This window comes from Viscerimonas tarda (assembly GCF_054601255.1).
On the sequence record NZ_BAAHWV010000031.1, the window covers coordinates 1 to 17,808 of the forward strand.

The window sequence follows — 17,808 nt, forward strand, 5'->3', positions numbered from 1 at the left end:
TGGCATACGCCCAGCACACGACAATCCCAATCAATACAATAATATAACATTTGCGCATTTCGCCGGTGCGTGCATCGGGCGTATTCGATACGCCCCTACAATGCGTCGTGCAATGACAACGGGGATGTTGAATCATATAAATCATAAAAATCATACTAAAATCACAGTTCAGACAATTAAAACTCACTTAACATGAAGAAACTTTTTCTATTACTGGCAGTTTTTGCCTGTTTGACGGTTGAGGCGCAGGAATTCCTGGCACAGCCGCCCGAGAACATGCTCCCCTCGGAGGTGGCGGCGCAAAATATTACCGAACTTACTTCGGCTCCCCGACCTGATTTGCGCCGTGGACCGGATGAACCTGGTTACGGGAACAAGGAAACCTGGCTGCCGGTGGCCGCTGTTGACTACACTATTATACTCTCGATGAGTATTTTACTCTTTGGGTATTCATTCTTTAAAACCAGAAAAAATGAAAGAACAGATGAAAAAATATAAATTTTTACTGGCCGCCTTGCTGGGCTGCTTGCTGGGCGTGCAGACTATTGATGCACAGGTGATTAATGCCAAGAACGATAACTTTTTTGTGCAGCCGGGCGCGGTGGGTATTACCTCTAACCTGAATGTGCTGGCTAACGACTTTTATGGCGATGCCTGTACCGTTGAGAACTTGATGGTGAATATAACTACCGGCTCTGCGACTCCCTTGGGCGCGGCTGTGTGGTACGACGCTACTTCGCACACTATTGGCTACTATGCCTCTACGGTTTCGGGAACCGACTCGCTGGAGTACGAAATATTTTGCTCCGGCGACCCCGTCAACAAATCCTCGGCCAAGGTGTATATTTATGTGAACGAAAAACCCGGCGCTGTTTCCGATGCCAGCTGCTTTACAAAGCCATCGGGAATAACATTTGATATAGTGGAAGTTGCACATTCAGATAATTCATTGCACGTACCATCATCTTTGTCGGAGACTCTTGCCGGAGATATTGATAATGACGGGGAGGTGGAATTGATAATTACTACGCTGCTGAGCAAAGGTATCTCCCAGAGAGCTGGGAATATTATTGTGTATAGGTATAATACGTCAACCGATGCTTTGGATGTAAAATATGTGATTCCTGTTACAGGATGGGATACTAGTATTGCATTTGTTGATACATTTATTGCTTTCGCCAAAATTACAGGCGGGGGCGTCAATACAACATCAACCGCTTCCATCTTTTTTGCCAATCCCGCAGAAGGAAAATTGTACCGCTACGATTTAACCGGTACAGGGACAAGCGCTTATACCGAAACCTGGAGTGTAGCCCTCAGGGAACCCGGAGATCCAAATGTTCACTACTTAGGGCCACAACCCTTTATCACCGATATTATGGGAGATGGCAATCAACAGATTATTTGTGGGCCCAAGGTATTTAATGCCGATACCGGCGCCTTGTTGATGGAGGCAACCGATGCGAGTGGCATCCCGGTAGTTTCTACTACCACCAATACAGTTGCAGCAAATAACTATTCGTTCGGACGTTTTGGTCTTCCTCTACATTCTACTATCAGTAACTATCAATTGGGTATGATTGCGGTGGATGTGGATGAAGACGGTCTGCCCGAACTGATCGGCGGCGACTGTGTATATAAAGTAACTATCGGCGACTATGCCACCAACAATACCGCCCTAAATACCTACCGCCTGTGGCGCAGAGCCAACTACAAAGACGATTTGGCCACGGTATGGGATGCCAATCATACGGCGAATATAGGAATCGGAGATGGCGGAACGGCTGTTATTGATATTGACCTGGACGGAAAATTAGAGGTGGTGGTTAGCTCCAAAGTGGGAGGCATTAGATTTGGATCATACTCTGCTGACGCTTGTGTTTATGTTTATAACCCGCGCACCGGGCAATTGTTGCATGACAATGTAATTAATAATATTCAACTCGGAGGCTGGCCTCCGTCTCGTCCATTTGCCGGAGACATAGATGGAGACGGATACCCCGAATTCGCTATAACGGCTTATTGTACGATCCGTGCTTTTAAATTGAATGCTGCCACGCGGACCTTAACACCGAGATGGGATTTACCTACAACCGATACTTCAGCGGCCACAACTCTATCCATGTTCGATTTTTCCCAGGATGGTCAGGCGCGCTTGATTTACCGGGACGAAACCACCTTGCGTATTATTCAGGACACCATCTCAACAATTGGACTGGGCCCGGGAGCAAAGGTAGAATATACTTTCAATAATGTAACTTCGGGGACAGCAAACGAGTATCCGATAGTGGCAGATGTTGATGGCGATGATCATGCCGAGATTATAGTTACAGGAGGTTATGGCGCTGCTACTACCTCTTACACAAATGGCGAGCTGCGGGTTTTTGCTGCTGCCGGTGCAGAGAAATGGGCGCCTGCCCGCAAGCTGTGGCATCAATCTACTTATAACCCCGTTTTTATAAACGACGACCTCACCATTCCTACTCACCCTATCAGTCCGGCGGCCAAATTTATAGCAGCCGATGGAACAATAACGCGGCCATTCAATAACTTCCTGCAGCAGTCCACACTGTTGAACACCGAGGGAACGATGACTGCCGAAGGCGCCGACCTCAGCTTCAAGTCGGGAGCGCCCCGCAAAATAGGTTACGATGCCGGTGGCAACCTCGAAGTGAAGGTTACCATCCAGAATATTGGCGGTGTAGCATTTACAGGCCCTATCAACTTCCAGATGTATTCGTTTGTGGATGGAAGTCCGGCTGTTTATACCAAACTCAATCCCACTCCATCATTCACCGATCCCAATACATCGGGTCTGCATCCCAGTATTTCACGCGATATTGCGTTTACTGTTCCCGTAGCCAGTTTACCGGTAGCCGGTGCGTTCGATGGCTATGCCATCACCATGAACCTGAGTACCGACCCGGGCGACCTCAGCCCCGCATACAGCGGCATGATTGAGTGCCACGAAGGGTATAATAACCGCGCGCTGGGCTTTAACGCCCTCGACGGTATGGCCATCCTGTGCGAAGGCAGCAGCGCTACCTTGGAGGTCAATCCGGCAGGAACTTATGATGTTCAATGGTATTTGCCAACGCCCGGTGGAAACATCCTGCAAAACGGCGGCGCTTTTTCCGATACCTACAACTTTGGGCCTAAGGATAACAAACCCGTGTCGCACATGCTGGTGCAAGCCTTCTATACAGGTAGTGGCTTACCCGTTTCGCCTATGATGGATACCGTTTATATTTACCGCGCCCCCGACAGTCTGGTGTGGACAAACAGCACCCTCAACGGCGACTGGCACGACGAGGCCAACTGGCACAATCCGGCAACCAATCACTACCCGATAGCCAATGTCCCGCAAGCCTGTACCAATGTACTGATACCCGCAGGAGCCGGTCTCAACTTCCCCGATTTGAGTTTGACGACTGCCTTGCCCTATGCCCCCCTGGGCGTGCCGACAGCCGACAGTATCTACTTCAACTTCGGTGGCGAAATCAAACGACCCGACCTGTTGACGTATAATAAGGCATTTGTGAAGACCAATCTAAGGGTTCACCGCTGGTACATGTTCGCTCCTCCGTTGAAAGACTTCTACGTGGGCGACTTCTACCTCAACGACCCCATACCGGCCAACGACCTGGTTACCTCCTATATTAAGATTTGGGGAGAGAATAACTCCTCCCAAGGTCCTTTCGCCAATCTGATCAACACGCCCGGATGGAGCTGGCTAATCAACGAACCGGATGTAACCTTTGATCCGGGTCAAGGTGTGGGAATTTGGTTAAGCGATAACAATGACGACTTTTCAACGGCAGAACATCAGTTCGCGTTCCCTAAAAAGGATACGCAGTACAACGTGTATTACAAAGGTACTACTACGCCCAATCTCCATTTTCCGACCTACACCCTGCCGAGCAGGGCGGATGCCAACCGCTTTATTTTCGATGGCTCGGGAGCCGGTGGCGCCAACTTCAACCTGACGGCCAAGGCAGATGCTGCCGGCGATCTGGTCATGGTAAGCAACCCCTTTATGGCTCACCTCGACTTCGACCAGTTCTATGCAGCCAATTCAACAAAAATTCAGAATTACTACCAGATTCTGAACGCGAACGGCAGTACGTACGATACCTACCAAATAGGTACAGGCGGTACGCTGACAAAAGACATTGCGCCCATGCAAAGCTTTATAGTAGTAGCCAAGGGGGCGTTTTCAAAACTTTCAACGCCGCTCACAGTCAACGGAACGATGACAACCCGGGTTCCCGGAAACACACTCAAGAGCGCAGCAGCAAGCGCCGAAAGCGTCTCAAAAATGGTTGTTCCGGTTACGGTAACACAAGGCAACAGTAAATCAAGGACTTTCCTCAGCTTCGGCGATAACTATTCGGCCACTTACAGCGATAACGAAGACGTGGTAGCGCTGTTTACATCCACAGGCAGCGATGTACAGCCAATAGGCAGTTATTCCTTCACGGGAGAAGGTAAACGCGTCAATGTGAATGCCTTGCCTTACGAGTATATCAAAAATGGCGGCAGCATCCCATTGGGCTTCAGAACGCCATTGAGCGAAAAGATTACCATCAACGTAGGTAACCTGACCAGCTTACTGGTAGCCGATAGCAAAGCCTGTCTGCACGATGCAGCCACCGGAAAAGATTACGACCTGAACCAACAATCGATGTACACCTTCGACAACGTAACGCCGGACGAAAACCTGTTTATAGAAAACCGCTTCTCGCTAAAAATAGTGAAAGTAGAAACAGGCATAAAACCGGAGGTAACCGACGACGATAAAACAATAGTAGTAACTGTAAAAGACAATCAGCTGCACGTTAAATCGCAGGAAGTTATCGACGAAGTGTATGTGTATAATGTACAAGGTCAAATCATCTATTCGGCCAAACCAAACAATTATTCGTTGAATGCAACGCTAGGCGATGATAATTTGGTGATTGTGAAGGTTTATGCTGGGAATAAGACGGTTAGTAAAAAAATAATAAAATAACCAACAGCCCCCCCACCCCCCGTAGGGGGATTTAGGGGGCTGGGCTCGCATTGTAAGGGCGTTGCATGCAACGCGCCCCTACGATAAATGAAAAGATAGTATTAATAACACCCTAAAAGCCTCCCCACGGGGAGGTTGGAGGGGCTAAATTTTAGTTTATGAAAAAGAATTACAAAAAATTTATGTTAGCATCCGTGCTACTAGTCGGCAGTTTAGCTGCAACAGCGCAAGGCGACCCTGCCATTGTACTCAAAAACTTTGCTTCGGCAGATGTATCGTCGGGCGTCTTGTACAGCAATGAAGGTAACGGCATCACCGTAAGCGTTACCGGCGGAAGCATCAATGCGCAGTCGGGTGCGGTAGCCTGCCTGAGTATCAATGGCGCATTCAATGCCCTGACACTAAGTGCAGGAGGTACTATTACCATAGTCAACAACGGCAGTTATGTTATCAGCGAAGTCGATTTTTCGGGTTCGTCGCTAGCTGCCAACGCTGGCTTCCCCATTGTGGCCGTCAGTCTGACAGGGACAAATGATGCGGACTTTCTGGGCAACCTGTTCTCTGAAAATGTAGGTATGCCCGCCGCCGGAAATGCAGGTATTCATAAGGTATTGTCATTCCCTGCCAGCCAGCCCAGCGCCTGCTCGGTAGCCGCCTATCTGATACCCGAAACGGCCTATCAGGGAGCTGCTCCCATAACGCCAAAAACAGAAATTGACAACCTCGACACCAAAGTAAAAGCCATCCGCCTGAAGTGGGCCACATCAGGAAACTTTGCAAGCACAGCTTTCCAAGCAGCAAGTTCAAACTCCGCCCCCAACATCTTCGGAATAAAGATTTACCTCAAAGAACTTTCAACCGGAGTAAGAGAAGTTAAGGAAGCCGTAGGTAAAGTAGAACTATCCTCCTCATTCATCGACCTGACAGGCAAGCCAGCAAAAGAAACAGCCAAAGGCCTGCTAATCAAGCGGACGGTGTATGATGATGGCAGTGTGGGGTATGCAAAAGTATTAAGATAAAAAGCCCCTCCAAACCTCAGCCCCCTAAATCCCCCGCAGGGGGGATTTTGAAGCCTCCCCTGCGGGGAGGTTTGGAGGGGCTGCCCCCCTACGGGGGGGGTGGGGGGCTTTCCATATAAATATCCTGGCATGCAAGCGCCAAGAGAAAATCAGCCTAATTTAATTGTTTATTATATTAAATTGGATATTAAAATATGGAATATGTCAAGGGATTGCCTGGGAAGGTGGTCCCTTGATTGCGTTAAGCCCACAGCCCCCCCGTAGGGGGGATCAAAAAGTCCCTCTACGGGGAGGTTGGAGGGGCTGCCCCCCGTAGGGGGCGGGGGAAAAACAAGGGGCGCGATAAATCGCGCCCCTACGGTATCCATATCCATTAACTTGGAACTTTATAAACCTTGAAACTAAAAAAATTCTTGTTTTAATACATTCTTTTCGTACTTTTGCAGAACCAAATAACTAGAATGAAAATCAGCAAAAAGAAAATACGCCTGTTGTTAAAATATGCCATGAATTATGGCGTGATACTGGGAGCTTTCTGGGTATTCAAATATTTGTTTCTTATTCTGTCGAACGTTTTGCAGACAGTTATGCGCGACAGTTTTCTGCCCGATTTTTTGCTTTACCTCCACTTGTATTTGCTCCCGATAGGAACCTTGTCTTTGTTTTACGTCCTGCTGCGGCGTTACCGCGATTATGCCCTGAAAGGGAAAATCAGTTATTTGCAATGTTTGGCATTCGGGGCGCTTTTGTTCACGTTTGCTGCGCTGATAGAGGCTGTGGTCATATATGTGCATTACAAATTTATTGACCCGAAATACATTTACATCCGCGATAAAGGATGGCTCGAGATGCTTCTGCAATACTTTTTTTCGCACCAATGGCTCGAAACACAGCGCGATACTTTCGGCAATATCATCGTTTTAATCAGTGAAATAGTTAAAAATATCGTCATAGGCTTTTTTCTTTCGGTCATATACGGTATTTTTGTGCGTAGAAGCGACAGTAACAAAGCTGCCTGACAAACAATATATTTATGGACATATCGGTTGTTATCCCATTATACAACGAAGAAGAATCGTTGCCCGAACTGTATGCATGGATTGAAAAGGTGATGAATGAAAATAATTATTCGTATGAAGTTATTTTTGTCGATGACGGCAGTACGGATGGTTCATGGGGCGTTATCACCGGATTGAAAAGCGCATCGTCCAGCATCAAAGCCATTAAATTTCGGCGCAACTACGGAAAATCGCCCGCATTGTATTGCGCTTTCCGAAAAACCGAAGGCGATGTCGTCATCACGATGGACGCCGATTTGCAGGATAGTCCCGACGAAATCCCCGCTATGTACGGGATGATTAAAAATAAAGGCTACGATTTGGTTTCGGGATGGAAAAAGAAACGCTACGACCCCCTGTCCAAAACCATACCAACCAAATTATTCAATGCCACCGCGCGCAAAGTATCGGGAATAAAGCTCCACGATTTCAACAGTGGCCTGAAAGCTTACCGGAAAGAGGTGGTGAAAAACATCGAAATCTATAACGACATGCACCGTTATATCCCTTATCTGGCAAAAAATGCGGGATTTAACCACATCGGTGAAAAAGTTGTGCAGCACCAAGCGCGGAAGTATGGTCAAAGCAAATTTGGTATCAGCCGTTTTTTCAATGGCTACCTCGATTTGCTTACCCTTTGGTTCTTGTCGAAATTCGGCAAAAAGCCCATACACTTTTTCGGATTGTTGGGCAGTTTGATGTTTGTGGTGGGGCTTATCGCCGTTATTGTGGTAGGCGTTATGAAGATGTATAACATGACCCACGGTATGCCCTACCGTTTAGTTACCGATTCGCCGTATTTCTACATTTCGCTGACAGCCATGATTTTAGGCACACAGCTGTTTTTAGCGGGATTTATTGGTGAATTGATTTCCCGAAACTCGACAGAGAGGAATGACTATAAAATAGAAGAAGAAATATGAAACTAAAATATTGGTTTTTAGCCGTAACAATTTGTCTTTCAGGAATAACACAAGCTCTTTATTCCAAGACTAATCAAGAGCTTTACCGGTATCACACCGTCAGCAAGGGAGAAACCGTGTATTCAATTGCCAAAAATTACAATGTTTCGGTAACCGAAATATACGAGCTGAATCCGCAGATTGAAAAAGGATTGAAGCCCAACGAATCCTTGAGAATTCCTCAGATAAAGACAGGCAAACAGCCTCAGCAACCTTATGTGTTGCATAGTATTCAGGTGAAAGAAACCTTGTATTCGGTTGCCAAGCGCTACAACGTAAGCATTGAGGATATTCTTGCCGCCAATGAAGGTTTAACGACCGAAAACTTCATAATCGGGCATGTTATCCACATCCCTAAGGCTTCGGCGGCGGTGAGCGCAAAACCAACAGCGCCTGCCAGCAACAGTAATATAGTCCACAAAGTGCAGTCGAAGGAAACACTGTATAGCATAGCCAGGCAATACAATGTGAGCACAGAGCAAATAATAGAGAAGAATCCCCTGTTAAAAAAAGACGGGCTCAAAAAAGACAGCTATCTGCAAATTCCCGGCAACAACGGCAGCAATAGCATAGCAGTGCCGACAACAATTGTCAATGCCGAGCCAAATTTGTTATATCAAATGACCTCCCGCAAATCGGTGGGAGTTATACGAATAGCTTTACTACTTCCATTTCTGGACGACTCGGAACACCAGCAATCCCGCTTCATCGAATATTATGAAGGCTTTTTGCTGGCTATCGAAGAAATGAAATCGAAGGGAAATTCTATCGACCTTTACTCGTTCGACATAAGAAAAGGAAAAGGCCCGGGAAAGCTAAAAAGCCTGTTGGATACGTATGAAATGAAGAATCTGGATTTCATCATCGGCGGCGTGTCGGAAGATGAGATTTCGCTCCTCAGCGAATTTACCAAAGAAAATAACATTGGGTATGCCATCCCTTTTCCGGTGAAAAACGAGGAAGCCATAAAAAACCCGAGAACGTTTCGGTCGAATGTGTCGCCGACAGCTCTTTATCCCAAGGTGGCGAATGCTTTTGTTAAACAGTTCAACTACCCCAATGTGATTGTGCTTGTTGACGGGAACAACGCGAATAACGACAAAAAAGATTTTATCGCCCAACTGAATAGCAACATGTCGAAATGGGCGATTTCGAGCCAGACAGTTGTTGTGGACGACAATCTGGCAACAAATCTGAAATCGGCGCTATCGCTATCGAAAAAGAATGTGATTGTCCCTGCATCCAGTTCGTTAATGATGCTTGCCAGGAGTATCCCTACCATCAGGTCGATACAAAACCAAGACCCTGCCATTGATATAAGCCTGTTCGGATACCCCGACTGGCAAACCTATTCGGCGCAATTCCTCGATGACTTTTTCAAATACGACACCTATATTTTCTCGTCTTTTTATGTGGACAACAACGATGCAAAAACGCAGCGATTTGTAGAAAAATTCAGGAGTTGGTACGGAAAAACACTGCTCAATACCTATCCCAAATACGGGATGCTGGGTTACGACACCGGCTTGTACTTTATTACCGCCTTAGTCAGAGATAAAAGCCTCGTTCAGGAAGATTTGCCCGGCTCCGAAATACCTACTCTCCAATCGGTTTTTTATTTTGGCAATCACAACAAAGCAGGAAATATAAATACAGGGCTTTACTTTGTTCATTACAGAACAGATATGTCCATCGAAAAGATAGATTATAGCAAATGAAAATGAAGGAAAGAGTATTCATTTTAGCTCTTTTTGTGTTTTTGACAAGCACAATAAACAGCCAGTCGGAATTTGTTCCGGAATGGAATATCGGAGCAGGATTCGGCCCTACATTTTCTACCGTGAGCTTCGACCCGGCCGTCAACACCAAAAACCTGAACCAATTTCACGGCGGTGTAGCAGTGAGGTATGTATCCGAAAAAAATCTTGGCGTAATTGCTGAGCTTAACTACAGTCAGCAGGGCTGGGAAGGCAGTTTTAAAGAGCAGCCCGAATTCAAGCACTCTCACAGTTTGACGTATTTGGAAGTCCCTGTCATGACCCATATCTATTTTGGGAAGAAAGTCCGTTTCTTTGTCAACCTGGGGCCGAAGATGCAATTTCTTATAGGCGAGAAAGAAGAAATGAGCGACGAATTAGCCGACTATTTGGCCAATGAAGAAGAAATTGTTTTTGCAGGCAATGCCTTGCAACGAACAGGACAATACAACAAAAACGTAAAATACCTCTTCGATTATGGTCTCACAGGCGGATTGGGATTGGAGTTGCGCTCGAAAATCGGAAACTTTGCACTGGAAGGCCGCTATTATGCCGGTTTTGCCGATTTGTTCGACAACCACACCGGCAACAGCAACTTCAACCGCTCGGCAAACCGGGTGATGTCGGCTAAGCTAACGTATTATATTAAGGCGTTTTAGGGACATGCCAAATATCGAACGCAAAAAGAACGCAAATTACGCAAATTATCGCAATTTATAAAATTATTTGCATGAATCTGTAGGGCAATTTTTACTGCTTATGCCTTTCGGTAAAGTTGCTGGTATGAGCAAGAGATTCCTCCCTTTGGTCGGAATGACTGTCTCCTTTTTGGGAGAGGGAATAGGGAAGTGGCGGCTTCGCCGCCACTTCCCTATTCCTTAAAGCGCTAATAGGCGAGTCATTCCGACCAAAGGGAGGAATCTCATCCGCAATAGCGCTAGTAAAATTTTCAGGCGTTTGCCCTGCGTGAATCTGTGTAATTTGCGTTCCTATATCCCGTGTCCTCTGCGGTGAATCCCCCGGTTTTACGGCAATTCTTTAATCTTTATATTTTTAAACAGCGTTTCGTCGCCGTGGTCCTGCAACAGGATGTATCCTTCCGCCGCATTGCCGAAGTTAGGCCAGTTGGCATATTTGCTGTATGCTACCAAGGCATTCCAAGCTTGGTTGTTTCTGTCGTATTCCACTAGTTTAACGCCATTCAACCAATGCTCAACATGGTTTCCGTTCACGATAACCACGGCTGTATTGAATTCGTTGAAGTTGAAAGCTTTGTTTGTTATTGCCGGAATCAGGTCGTAAACCGAGCCGAGTTTTCGGTTGCCTTTCACGCCCAGTTTGGCATCGGGATGGTTTTCATCGTCCAGCAGTTGAAATTCGCAACCTATTGCCGAGCCTTCGCCTTTATTCAACTCGGTATCTACAAAATATTTGATACCGCTGTTGGCGCCTTTTGTAATTTTGAAATCGACTTTCAGTATAAAATTTTTGTATTTGCGGGTGGTAACAATATCGCCCCCGTTAGCCGATTCGGCTCCCTTGCTTTTTAACACTTTCAGTACGCCATTTTCTATCGCCCAGCCTGCCGCAGGGAAGGTACTGATTTTTGCGCCTCTCCATCCGTTTGTAGTTTTCCCGTCCCACAAAAGTTTCCATCCGTCTCTAGCTTCTTCTTTCGATAAGGTATTGGCTTCTTGAGCCGAAGCGAAAGTTGTGAACAGAAAAAGCGCTGCCAGCAACATCATGTTTTTTTTCATTGTAAATTGTTTTTAGATTAGTAATAAGAATATTGTTTTAGCTTTGGGATTCAAAGAAACTAAAAATTCTCAATATATAGGTATATTCTTCTTGCTTTTTCTAATTTTGTACGACAAAGTTAAACAATTATGATTTCAACCCTTCAGAAAGAGATAGCACAACAGGCAATGGATATTGCGCTGAACAACGGATGTCAGGCAGCACGAGTATCTGTGATTACGGCCAAAAACAATTCATTTGAATACCGCAACAGTCAATTGGACAAACTGCACCAAAGTTCGGAAAATAAAATCTATATCGAATTATTTGTTGACGGACGCTATGGAGCTGTGTCAACCAACCGCATTGACCGGCAGGAAATAGAAAAGCTTATCATCGATGGCATTGTTTCAACCCGTTATCTGGCGCCGGATATTTTCAGGCAACTGCCCGACCCGTCCCGTTATTACAAACAAACAGGGACCGACCTCGACCTGTACGATACTTCGTTCAACAAGCTGAGCGCCGAACAAAAAATTGACTTGGCCAAACAAGCGGCAGATGAAATTTATCAGGCCGACAGCCGCATTGTTTCGGTAGCAGCATCATACGATGATGGTTGTAGCGCCGAATACATGCTGGCAAGCAACGGCTTTGAAGCCGAAACAGCCGATACAGCCTTCAGTTTGTCGGTGGAAGTTGCGCTCAAAACCGGGAGCGATGCGCGTCCCGAATCGTATTGGCACGACGATACCGTTTATTGGGACGATCTGCAAAAAACAGGCATCGCCCAAAAAGCCTTAGAACGCGCCATACGGAAAATAGGACAAAAGAAAATCCGTTCGGGACAATACAATATGCTGCTCGACAACACCGTATCGTCCCGCCTGTTCACCCCGCTCATTGCGGCCTTGTATGGTTCTGCTCTTCAGCAAAAAAACTCTTTTCTGTTAAATAAGCTGGGCGAAAAAATCACGAACGACAAATTAACAATTACCGACCGGCCACACCTGCCGCGTAGTTTTGGAGCGCGCTGGTTCGACGGCGAAGGCGTTGCCACCTGCGAGCGGACGATTATTGACAAAGGCGTGTTGCAGAGCTACTTTATAGACACATACAATTCGCTGAAAATGAAAGTGATGCCAAGCATTTCCTCCCCATCCATCCTTGTCGCCGGATTGGGCAGTCGCAATTTTGAGGGATTGATGAAAACGATGGGCAAGGGCATCTGGGTAACCGCATTTAACGGCGGAAACTGCAACCCCACAACCGGCGACTTCTCGTTCGGAATCGAAGGATTTTTGGTTGAAAATGGCATCCTCGTGCAAGCAATCGGCGAAATGAACATTACCGGAAACATGCTCTCGCTTTGGGATGCACTCGTAGAGCCGGGCAACGATCCACGCAAAAACTCTTCGTACCGGATTCCATCGCTCCTGTTTTCCGATATTAGTTTTAGCGGATGTTAAATTGAAAGTTTCGTAGAGGGCTATCTCAAAAGGCTGTTTCTGAGGTTGTCATTGCGGGATCCGACCCGCAATCTCCCGAGCGCGAGCCATTCCATGCTACATGGTAGTCGCGGCACGCCACGACCCTACCACCTTGAATTCGTAAGGGCGCGATTAATCGCGCCCCTACAACCTTGAATTTGAAACTCACTCCTCATAAACCCCAAACAAGCCCGAGCTGGTAATTGTCTCGGCATCAATGGCCAGTTGGCGGCTACTACTGTTATTGTAGAAGCTAACGCTGGCTTTGCCGTCTTTATTTGCCTTTACATCGGGGTTCCAATACAGGGTGCGGCGGAAATCATCTTCATTTGGCATAATGGTGTATTCGTATTTGGGACTGAAAAACTCTTTGCTGTAGGAATAGCCCTGTAGCAGGCTGTGGCGGATGCCTTTTCGCTCGGCACGGAAACGTCCATCGGGGTATTTCTTTATCATAATGCGCACATAGCCGTCCCGTAGCATTTGCAGCTTTCTATCAAGATCATTTAAGGTCTGAAATCGTTTATACATATCGACCTGCATATCTTTAACATCCCATCCTTCTCCAGTAGGTGTCGGCCCTGATGCTCCAGGTTTTGGCTCCCCTCCGGGCGGCAGTTTGCTGGATGCACTTAAATAGCCATGCTTTTGGTTATGTAGCTTTTGAATCTGCCAAGCATCGCCTCCTGATCTTTGGTCGGCAAATTCAATCTTTTCCACTTCATATAGCGAGATATTTCTCAACTCGCTATCAGGTATGGGCATGGTATCGCTAGCGTATGTGAACTGGGCTGGCTGATTGATATAGTAATAATATTCAACGCCGGATTCGTTGTAAACGGAAAAATTCTCGTTGGTCTTAATCAAAAATTCGAGCAGGCTACCGCCTACATAATCTCCCTTGTCCATTATCTTATCTACTTCTTTCGTAACATCGTAGGCTATATCTATCTTTGGCGCCGGTGTATCCGGTGTTTTGGCGGTTACGGTTACGCTTTGCAGCAGGTGCTCGCGTTCATTCATTTGCAGCAGGATTGAGTCAACGGCTATGCTGTCTGCCGCAAACTTTTCGGCAGCGGCGGCCAGGACGGACTGTTTTTCCCTGTTCCTTTCCCTCAACCGGGTCTCATAGCCTTTGTACAACAGCGGAACGGGGCCAAACAGGCGGTTGAGCACGGTTTGGTAGTCTTTCTTTTTGTTCTTTTCCTTGGTCTGCAAAACTATGTCCCAGTCGCCCTTAATATCCCGTGTATAAACGCTGAACTGTCCATTTTCATCTGTCAGGGTAGCTTCGTGCAGGATGCCCAGGCTGTCGTTTTGAAGGATAATGGCTATATCCACGCCCTTTTTCTTTTTGTTGCGGGTAAACGACTTCACAAAGCCGTCTATTAAAATGCCCTTTTCTGCCGGCTGGTTTAGCTGAAAATCGTCCAGTCCGGCCATTCTTTCCCACACGTAGCGTCGCCAGCCCTGGGTTAATACCAGCAAATCCAGGCCGGATTTCCGCTGTTCATCGTCCTTTTCAAAATAATATCCCGGGTTTTCGATATAGCCTTTCAGGTCGGAGGATAACAGCATGTTGGTCAGCACATTGTCGGCATAAGATGTTGCCGTAATTGTGCCTGCATCCTTTATTGATAGCGAGAAGCCTGTTTCTACGGGCTGGTTATCGGGGCCGGTCAGTTCAAAATCCATATCCACTTTTTCCAAAGGGGAATAGATTCTTTTGTTCTGCTTTTTGGTAATGGTTAACTGTTTGTCGTTGCGGTTGATAAAAACCAGCCGTTCACTCAAAACGCGCCCCTCCCTGTCGTAGATTGTCAGCTGGTTAACGCCTGTTTCCAGCTCCTTTAGGGGGAATCTGGCGATAGCCCGGTTGGCGGTTGCCATGCTTAACTCGGCAAAGGCATTTACCCGTCCGCGGCACGAGGCGGTTATGCCAATCGTTTCGGGAAATGTATTGTTGTTCCTGTACACGGCGACTTGCAATACCTCGCTGTTGCTGTTGTCCACCTGCATCACATAGCCTGCCGGATTGCTTTTGGGCAGTTTTTCGCTGTGTTTCTTGTTATTGTATTCTATTTCGGCAGTATAATTATCTTCTGTGGGGGTCAGGTAAAAATAGCCCATCCCCTGATGAACGCTTTGAAAATCGGCAACGACTTCTTTCCTTGCATTGTAAACCTTTCCTTTCACCTCAACACTCATCCCGTTTTCGTCCGTTGCCTTAAAGGCGACCTTCGATTCAATGCCCCTTACCAGATTACCACCCTCGGGGAAGAAATTAACATTTATCTTACCTGATTTATCCCTGTTAACTCGTCTATTGGGAACGGAAAGCCGGAGAGCGGTCATTTTCTTTTTGCTGTAATCGCCTTCCTTTTCGGGCTGGTCGTAAACGGGGAACACCCTTGAAAACACACATTCTTCATCGAAGTTCAGCATGTAGCGCGTGTAAGCCCGCACCTGATAAAAGCCTGCATGTAACTTGTTTCCGGCCAGGAGAAACTCGCCATGGCACTGTCCGTTTTCCACCAGCAGCTTGCGGCTGTCGGCTACATTTCCCTCGGGGTCAAGCAGTTCGACATACAATGTGCGGCTGACATCGGTAGCGATATTGGCATCGGCCACATTCACGTAGCATTTAAACCAGATGTTTTCGCCCATAAAGTAGCTGCTGTTGTCGAAGTGCAGATAGACTTTTTCCTGCGGGTAGTAATCGGTGAAAGCATTAATATTTTCTACAAAAGAGTATAATTTTTGGCGGGCCGAATCTTGCTGGGCTGATGCAGACGGGCTGCAAAGAAGAAGCAGGGTGAGGATGAATGCTGGCTTTTTCATGGCAAATGGATGTTAAATGGTGAAATTAACTGTAAGTTTTACACTTTCAGATTGATATTAACTTTCCAAATGTAATGAAAAATAAAATATGTATGCTATTATTTCGTGTAAAATTTTAATTCAAAGTTAAAAGTTAGGGGCGGGGCAAATGCATGAAAAAGGGTTCACCGATAACACCCCGTATTTAGTCCCATGCGGGACTAGACCAGTTTTGCCGGTGAACCGAAAAAAGCCCTTCGGACTTTTTTCATGCGTTTGCCTTAAAGTTAGGGGCGGGTTTAAAACCCGCCCCTACACAAACTTCTTTAGAGTTTATAGAATTGCTCCCAGCCTTTACGTGGAGGAGTTCCTGCCAGCAAAGCGTTTGCAAATTCGTTGTTAGTGATTTGTTTCAATCGCCTGTCGAATTCAAGTTTTACATTCAGCTGTTGGGCTATTGTTCCCAATGCGAATGTTTGGGCCAGTGGTCCGTGAATTTCAAACGGCGAGCGTGTGGCTTCCAGTCCTTGGCACGACAGCAAGAAATTGGCAAAGTGGTCGGATGGGCTTTTAGGCACTTCCGGCAATTTAGAGGCCATTTCTTTGGCTTTTTCTTCCGGTATAATCGAGAGGGTGCTTCCGTGAGAACCGCCCTTGAATGTCAAGTCTTTGCTATAAATGATTTTCCCCGGATTGAGTTCGGCTTTTTTAATTTTTCCGGTATTGCCCGCAGCAGGTATATTCGCGGCTAGTTCCGAGGCGCCGTATCCTTTCGGCAGTTCGGGTTCGTTACCTACGCCGTCGTACCAGGTAATGTCGAGAGGCGGCATTCCCGCACGTTGTGGGAAGCGGAATTGCAAGGTAGAAGCAAGCGGATAGAAGTAATCGTTATGTCCCACTATTTTAAGCGGATTTACTTCGTAAGGCAATCCCAACTCAAGAAATTCGTGAACGGTATCCATGATATGCGCACCCCAGTCGCCGAGGGCTCCCAAGCCAAAATCGTACCAGCTACGCCATTCGCCTTCGTGGTATTTCTTGCTGTAATCGTGGTATTTAGCCGCCGATAACCAGGTGTCCCAGTCCAATGTAGCAGGTTTTGGGTCGGCATCGGGGTATTTGTATATATTGGGGTCGAAGCCGTGCCATCTGCGCGATCCGTTCATGTGCGCCGTAACAGCCGTTACATTTTTAATGATACCGGCATCTTTCCAAGCTTTAAACTGGAAGTAATTGGCATCGGAATGTCCCTGATTACCTACCTGTGTTACCACATTGTATTTTCGGGCAGCCTGCATCATCAGTTCTACTTCGAGGAAAGTGCGTGCCATGGGTTTTTCTACATACACATGTTTACCCAGCGACATCGCCAGCATGGAGATGGGGAAATGCGCGAAATCGGGCGTACAAACAAAAACCGCCTCAATATCTTTTGCCATAGCATCAAACATTTTACGGAAGTCCTGGAATTGGCGGACATTGGGGTATTTTGCTATGCTTTTTTGTGTATGGGGCGCTCCCATATCCACATCGCACAATGCAACAATATTAGCCAGCTGTGTGCGTTCTACCGACTCAAGGACTTGTTCGCCCCGATGACCGATACCTACGAAAGCGACATTGACGCGCCGACCGGCGTTTGCCACATTTTTCTGATTAGCGGAGCCTACCGCACTTAAATCTAATCCTCCGGCGGCGAGTCCTGCGGATGCCATAGCGGCTGTTTTTAAAAAATTTCTGCGTGTTACCATGATATTATTTAATTAGCATTAGGAATATTAGCGGATGTGCAGCCAACAAAGTGGCTTCTTGTATCTTATCTGTTCCATCAAACAGCTAAAAAATACGCTGCTCGCAAATTTAACGATTTAATTTAATTATTACTATAATAAGTCGGGAAAAAGTTTTCAAAGTATCAGGTTCAAAGTTGTAGGGGCGCGATTAATCGCGCCTT

10 protein-coding genes and 1 pseudogene are annotated in these 17,808 nt (G+C 46.6%); 8 read left to right on the forward strand and 3 right to left on the reverse strand.

The features are described 5' to 3' along the window. Nucleotides 1-192: 192 nt before the first annotated feature. The 7 genes from ACYPWY_RS12355 to ACYPWY_RS12385 all read left to right on the forward strand — a co-directional run bounded on the left by ACYPWY_RS12355 (nt 193) and on the right by ACYPWY_RS12385 (nt 10,466). Complete coding sequence (locus ACYPWY_RS12355; RefSeq protein ID WP_459685837.1) at nt 193-498, forward strand: hypothetical protein; 306 nt, start codon at nt 193-195, stop codon at nt 496-498. Beyond that, nucleotides 485-5,011, forward strand: coding sequence for a T9SS type A sorting domain-containing protein (locus tag ACYPWY_RS12360; RefSeq protein ID WP_459685838.1), 4,527 nt, complete (start codon nt 485-487; stop codon nt 5,009-5,011). The genes ACYPWY_RS12355 and ACYPWY_RS12360 overlap by 14 nt, the downstream gene beginning before the upstream one ends. A 158-nt stretch (nt 5,012-5,169) precedes the next feature. After that, nucleotides 5,170-6,030, forward strand: coding sequence for a hypothetical protein (locus ACYPWY_RS12365; RefSeq protein ID WP_459685839.1), 861 nt, complete (start codon nt 5,170-5,172; stop codon nt 6,028-6,030). A gap of 461 nt (nt 6,031-6,491) precedes the next feature. Then, nucleotides 6,492-7,049 carry a DUF4199 domain-containing protein gene (locus ACYPWY_RS12370; protein WP_459685840.1) on the forward strand — a complete coding sequence of 186 codons (558 nt, stop codon included), beginning with the start codon at nt 6,492-6,494 and terminating at the stop codon, nt 7,047-7,049. A 14-nt stretch (nt 7,050-7,063) separates the two neighbouring features. Next, nucleotides 7,064-8,011: a glycosyltransferase family 2 protein gene (locus tag ACYPWY_RS12375; protein ID WP_459685841.1), complete on the forward strand. Its 948-nt coding sequence runs from the start codon at nt 7,064-7,066 to the stop codon at nt 8,009-8,011. Continuing rightward, complete coding sequence (locus ACYPWY_RS12380) at nt 8,008-9,768, forward strand: PBP1 and LysM peptidoglycan-binding domain-containing protein (protein ID WP_459685842.1); 1,761 nt, start codon at nt 8,008-8,010, stop codon at nt 9,766-9,768. Before ACYPWY_RS12375 ends, ACYPWY_RS12380 begins: the two co-directional genes overlap by 4 nt. Before the next feature lie 2 nt (nt 9,769-9,770). Further along, nucleotides 9,771-10,466, forward strand: a complete 696-nt coding sequence (locus tag ACYPWY_RS12385) for a porin family protein (protein ID WP_459685843.1) — start codon at nt 9,771-9,773, stop codon at nt 10,464-10,466. A gap of 366 nt (nt 10,467-10,832) precedes the next feature. Here ACYPWY_RS12385 and ACYPWY_RS12390 read toward each other — a convergent pair. Then, nucleotides 10,833-11,498, reverse strand: a pseudogene (locus tag ACYPWY_RS12390) (3-keto-disaccharide hydrolase); the annotation flags it as partial. Nucleotides 11,499-11,693: 195 nt separating this feature from the next. On the opposite strand from ACYPWY_RS12390, the gene ACYPWY_RS12395 reads away from it, so the two are divergent. Next, complete coding sequence (locus ACYPWY_RS12395; protein ID WP_459685844.1) at nt 11,694-13,013, forward strand: TldD/PmbA family protein; 1,320 nt, start codon at nt 11,694-11,696, stop codon at nt 13,011-13,013. Nucleotides 13,014-13,199: 186 nt separating this feature from the next. On the opposite strand, the gene ACYPWY_RS12400 is transcribed toward ACYPWY_RS12395, so the two are convergent. Both ACYPWY_RS12400 and ACYPWY_RS12405 read right to left on the reverse strand, forming a co-directional pair. After that, on the reverse strand, nt 13,200-15,875 hold the full coding sequence (locus tag ACYPWY_RS12400; RefSeq protein ID WP_459685845.1) for a hypothetical protein: 2,676 nt from the start codon (nt 15,873-15,875) through the stop codon (nt 13,200-13,202). Nucleotides 15,876-16,180: 305 nt separating this feature from the next. Beyond that, on the reverse strand, nt 16,181-17,605 hold the full coding sequence (locus tag ACYPWY_RS12405; protein WP_459685846.1) for a Gfo/Idh/MocA family protein: 1,425 nt from the start codon (nt 17,603-17,605) through the stop codon (nt 16,181-16,183). Nucleotides 17,606-17,808: the final 203 nt, after the last annotated feature.

What these genes read in the sequence shown, in the direction of transcription:
- ACYPWY_RS12355 (WP_459685837.1), top strand. Translation starts at nt 193, where the DNA reads ATGAAGAAACTTTTTCTATTACTGGCAGTTTTTGCCTGTTTGACGGTT.
- ACYPWY_RS12370 (WP_459685840.1), top strand. Translation starts at nt 6,492, where the DNA reads ATGAAAATCAGCAAAAAGAAAATACGCCTGTTGTTAAAATATGCCATG.
- ACYPWY_RS12365 (WP_459685839.1), top strand. Translation starts at nt 5,170, where the DNA reads ATGAAAAAGAATTACAAAAAATTTATGTTAGCATCCGTGCTACTAGTC.
- ACYPWY_RS12380 (WP_459685842.1), top strand. Translation starts at nt 8,008, where the DNA reads ATGAAACTAAAATATTGGTTTTTAGCCGTAACAATTTGTCTTTCAGGA.
- ACYPWY_RS12385 (WP_459685843.1), top strand. Translation starts at nt 9,771, where the DNA reads ATGAAGGAAAGAGTATTCATTTTAGCTCTTTTTGTGTTTTTGACAAGC.
- ACYPWY_RS12360 (WP_459685838.1), top strand. Translation starts at nt 485, where the DNA reads ATGAAAAAATATAAATTTTTACTGGCCGCCTTGCTGGGCTGCTTGCTG.
- ACYPWY_RS12375 (WP_459685841.1), top strand. Translation starts at nt 7,064, where the DNA reads ATGGACATATCGGTTGTTATCCCATTATACAACGAAGAAGAATCGTTG.
- ACYPWY_RS12405 (WP_459685846.1), bottom strand. Translation starts at nt 17,605, where the DNA reads ATGGTAACACGCAGAAATTTTTTAAAAACAGCCGCTATGGCATCCGCA.
- ACYPWY_RS12400 (WP_459685845.1), bottom strand. Translation starts at nt 15,875, where the DNA reads ATGAAAAAGCCAGCATTCATCCTCACCCTGCTTCTTCTTTGCAGCCCG.
- ACYPWY_RS12395 (WP_459685844.1), top strand. Translation starts at nt 11,694, where the DNA reads ATGATTTCAACCCTTCAGAAAGAGATAGCACAACAGGCAATGGATATT.